The organism is bacterium, from assembly GCA_016873475.1.
Classification (GTDB): domain Bacteria; phylum Krumholzibacteriota; class Krumholzibacteriia; order JACNKJ01; family JACNKJ01; genus VGXI01.
On sequence record VGXI01000278.1, the window covers coordinates 1 to 3,369 of the forward strand.

4 protein-coding genes are annotated in these 3,369 nt (G+C 70.8%); all 4 read left to right on the plus strand.

The features are described from left to right. The first annotated feature begins 25 nt into the window (after positions 1–25). Positions 26–964 carry an ATP-binding cassette domain-containing protein gene (locus FJ251_14625; protein MBM4118938.1) on the plus strand — a complete coding sequence of 313 codons (939 nt, stop codon included), beginning with the start codon at positions 26–28 and terminating at the stop codon, positions 962–964. Next, a complete protein-coding gene (locus tag FJ251_14630) occupies positions 952–2,226 on the plus strand; it encodes an ABC transporter permease (protein ID MBM4118939.1) in 1,275 nt (424 codons plus the stop codon). Before FJ251_14625 ends, FJ251_14630 begins: the two co-directional genes overlap by 13 nt. Further along, positions 2,079–3,095 (plus strand): hypothetical protein, encoded by a 1,017-nt coding sequence (locus FJ251_14635; GenBank protein ID MBM4118940.1) that lies wholly within the window; start codon positions 2,079–2,081, stop codon positions 3,093–3,095. Before FJ251_14630 ends, FJ251_14635 begins: the two co-directional genes overlap by 148 nt. Beyond that, the coding region (locus tag FJ251_14640; protein ID MBM4118941.1) for an NUDIX domain-containing protein at positions 3,064–3,369 on the plus strand (306 nt) is incomplete at its 3' end. The genes FJ251_14635 and FJ251_14640, both read left to right, overlap by 32 nt.

The following is a 3,369-nucleotide window of genomic DNA, read 5'->3' on the forward strand; positions in this document are numbered from 1 at the left end:
CCGGGGAGCGGGAGGGCAGCCGAGCGTGATCGAACTCCAGGGCGTCACCAAGCGCTACGAGAAGACCGTGGCCGTGGCGGGCATCGACTACCGCTTTCGGCCAGGCAAGCTGACCGGCTTCCTCGGCCCGAACGGCGCCGGCAAGTCGACGACCATCCGCATGATCATGAACATCATCGCGCCGGACTCGGGGCGGATCACGGCCGGCGGCGAGCCGCTCAGCGAGGCCTTTCGCAACCGGCTCGGCTACTTGCCCGAGGAGCGCGGTCTCTACAAGAAGATGAAGGTGCTCGACCACCTCGTTTTCTCCGGCGGGCTCAAGGGGCTTGCGCGCGGCGAGGCCCGACGCCGCGGCCTCGCCTGGCTCGAGCGGCTCGGCCTCGCCGATCGCGCGCAGAGCAAGGTCGAGGATCTCTCCAAGGGCATGCAGCAGAAGATCCAGTTCGCGGGCACCCTGCTCCACGAGCCGGAGCTCGTCCTGCTCGACGAGCCGTTCAGCGGCCTCGACCCGCTCAACGTCGACGCCTTCAAGGCCATCCTGCTCGAGCTGCGCACGCGGGGCGTCACGCTGATCTTCTCGACACACATGATGGAGCAGGCCGAGCAGCTCTGCGACGAGATCGCGCTCATCGACAGCGGGCGCCTCGTGCTCTCGGGCACCCTGGCTGAGCTGCGCGCGGGCTACGGCCGCAGCAATCTGCGCGTGCGCTTCGCCGGCGACGGCGGCGTGCTGCGCAGCGACCCGCGCGTGGCCAGCTACAGCGAGCCCAAGCCCGGCCTCGCCGAGCTGCGCCTGACCGATGCCGACCAGGTGAGCGCCGTGCTGCGCGACTGGAGCGCCCGCCTGGCCATCGACCACTTCGAGGTGATGGTGCCCAGCCTGCACAATATCTTCATCCACACGGTTACTGCGGGGGCGGGGGCGGGGGCGCGCCAGGAAGGGGGAGCGGCATGGACAAGGTGATGACCGTCTTCATCCGCGAGTACCTGGAGCGCGTGCGGCGGAAATCCTTCGTCATCGGGTTGATCCTGGTGCCGCTCTTCATGAGCGCGGTGATCGTGCTGCCGCTCTGGCTGAGCCGGGTCGAGGAGGAGAAGTCGAGCCGCGGGCTGGTCCTCGACGCCTCCGGGCTCATCAAGAGCGCTCTCGAGACGGCGCTCGCCGCGGACACCCTGGCCACGGGCGAGCCTCGCTACCGCTTCCTCGACGCCGAACTGGGCGACGCGCCCTTCCTGAGCGGCGCCGCGCAGGACTCGGCGCTCAATGCCCTGCTCGACGCCGAGGCCATCGACTGGGTGCTGCGGATTCCCGCCGACGTGCTCGAGCACGGCCGCTGCGAGTACCACGGCCGGGTGGTCAGCAACTTCACCCAGCTCGAGGCGCTGCAGGCCAAGCTGACCGAGCTGCTCCGCGGCGAGCGCCTGCGGCGACTGGCGCTCGATCCGGCGCTGCTCTCGGAGCTGTCCCTGCGCGCCGATCTGCGCACGATCCAGCACAAGGGCGAGGTGACCAGCGAGGCGGGCTTCGAGTCGCTCTACTTCGGCACGCTGACCTTGGTGATGATCCTCTACATGACGATCCTGGTCTTCGGTTCGATGATCCAGCGCAGCATCCTCGAGGACAAGAACCAGCACATCACCGAGGTCGTGCTCTCGAGCATGAGCGCGACGCAGTTCTTCACCGGCAAGATCCTCGGCATCGGCGCCGTCGGCCTCACGCAGTACCTGGCCTGGCTGGTGCTCGGCGCCGGGGCGGCGGCCTTCGGGCTGCTCAGCAGCGCGAACCTGCAGGCCCTGCCGGTGCTGCAGCCGAGCACGCTGGCCGCCTTCGTCACCTTCTACGTGCTGGGCTTCCTGCTCTACGCGGGGCTCTTCGCCGCTGTCGGCGCGATGAGCACGACCGACCAAGAGGCGCAGCAGCTGATGCAGCCTCTGGTCATGCTCCTCGTGCTGCCGCTCGTGATCATGATCTACATCTTCCAGAACCCGGACTCGGCGGTCTCGGTGGTGCTGAGCCTGATCCCCGTTTTCACGCCGCTGGTGATGTTCATGCGGATCAACATCAGTGCGCCGCCGCTCTGGCAGATCGCGCTCGGTTACGGGTTCCTCATCGTGTCCGTGGTGCTGGTCTTCATCATCTCGGCGCGCATCTTCCGCGTCGGCATCCTGATGACGGGCAAGAAGCTCAGCCTCGTCGAAGCCTGGCGCTGGGTGAGGCAGCCTTGACCTCAACGGCGCGCGCGGGCGACGCCGGGGCGGCACTGCGCGTCGGTCTCTTCCAGTTCGCTCCGCGCCTCGGCGATCGCGCGGCGAACCTGGCGACGATCGCCGCCGGCCTGGCGGCGATCGATGCGGAGCTCGTCGTGCTGCCGGAGCTGGCCACCTCGGGCTACGCGCTGCCCGATCGCGAGACGGCCCTGGCCCTGGCCGAGTCGCCCGCGGGCAGCCCCGGCCTGACGGCGCTGCAGGCGCTGGCGGAGTCGCGAGGGACGGCGCTGGCCGTCGGGCTGCCCCTGCGTGAGGGCGAGCGGCTCTACAACGCGGCGGCCCTCCTGCGGCCGGGCGAAGCACCGGTCTTCTACCGCAAGCTGCACCTCTTCGACCGCGAGGCGCTGCTCTTCGATCCCGGCGACCGGCCGCCGGCCGTGACGGCCGTGGGCGCCCTGCGCGTGGGCCTCATGATCTGCTTCGACTGGGTCTTCCCCGAGGTGGCCCGCTGCCTGGCCCTGGCCGGCGCGGACCTGATCGCGCATCCCTCCAATCTCGTGCTGCCGGGCCTCGCCCAGGGCGCGATGGCCACCCGCGCGATCGAGAACGGGGTCTTCGCGGCCACCGCCAATCGCGTCGGGGAGGAGGCCTTCCCCGACGGCGAGCGCCTGCGCTTCACGGGCGGCAGCCAGCTCCTCGATCCGCGCGGCCGGCCCTTGCTGGCCTTCTCGGCCGAGGAATCCCGCGGCGGCGCGGTGACCCTCGTCCCCGCCGAGGCTCGCAACAAGCGGCTGACGCCGCGCAATCATCTCCTCGCGGACCGGCGGCCGGCGCTCTACGCGGGCCTGCTCGGCGATGGGACGCCCGACCGTGCCGGCGACGCCTGACTCCCGGCAGGCGCGCGCCCTGGTGGACGCCCTGCGCCTGCACCTGGCGCCCGCCCCCACGCCGGTGGAGCCGGGTCTGATCGACGCGGCGGTCCTCGTGCCCCTGCTCGATCGAGCCGGACAGCCTGCCCTGCTCTTCTTGCGCCGCGCCGCGTCGCTCCCGGACCACGCCGGGCAGGTGGCCTTTCCCGGCGGCCTGCGCGAAGCGGGCGACGCCAGCCTCGCCGCGACCGCGCTGCGTGAAGCGGCGGAGGAAGTGGCCGTCGATCCCGCG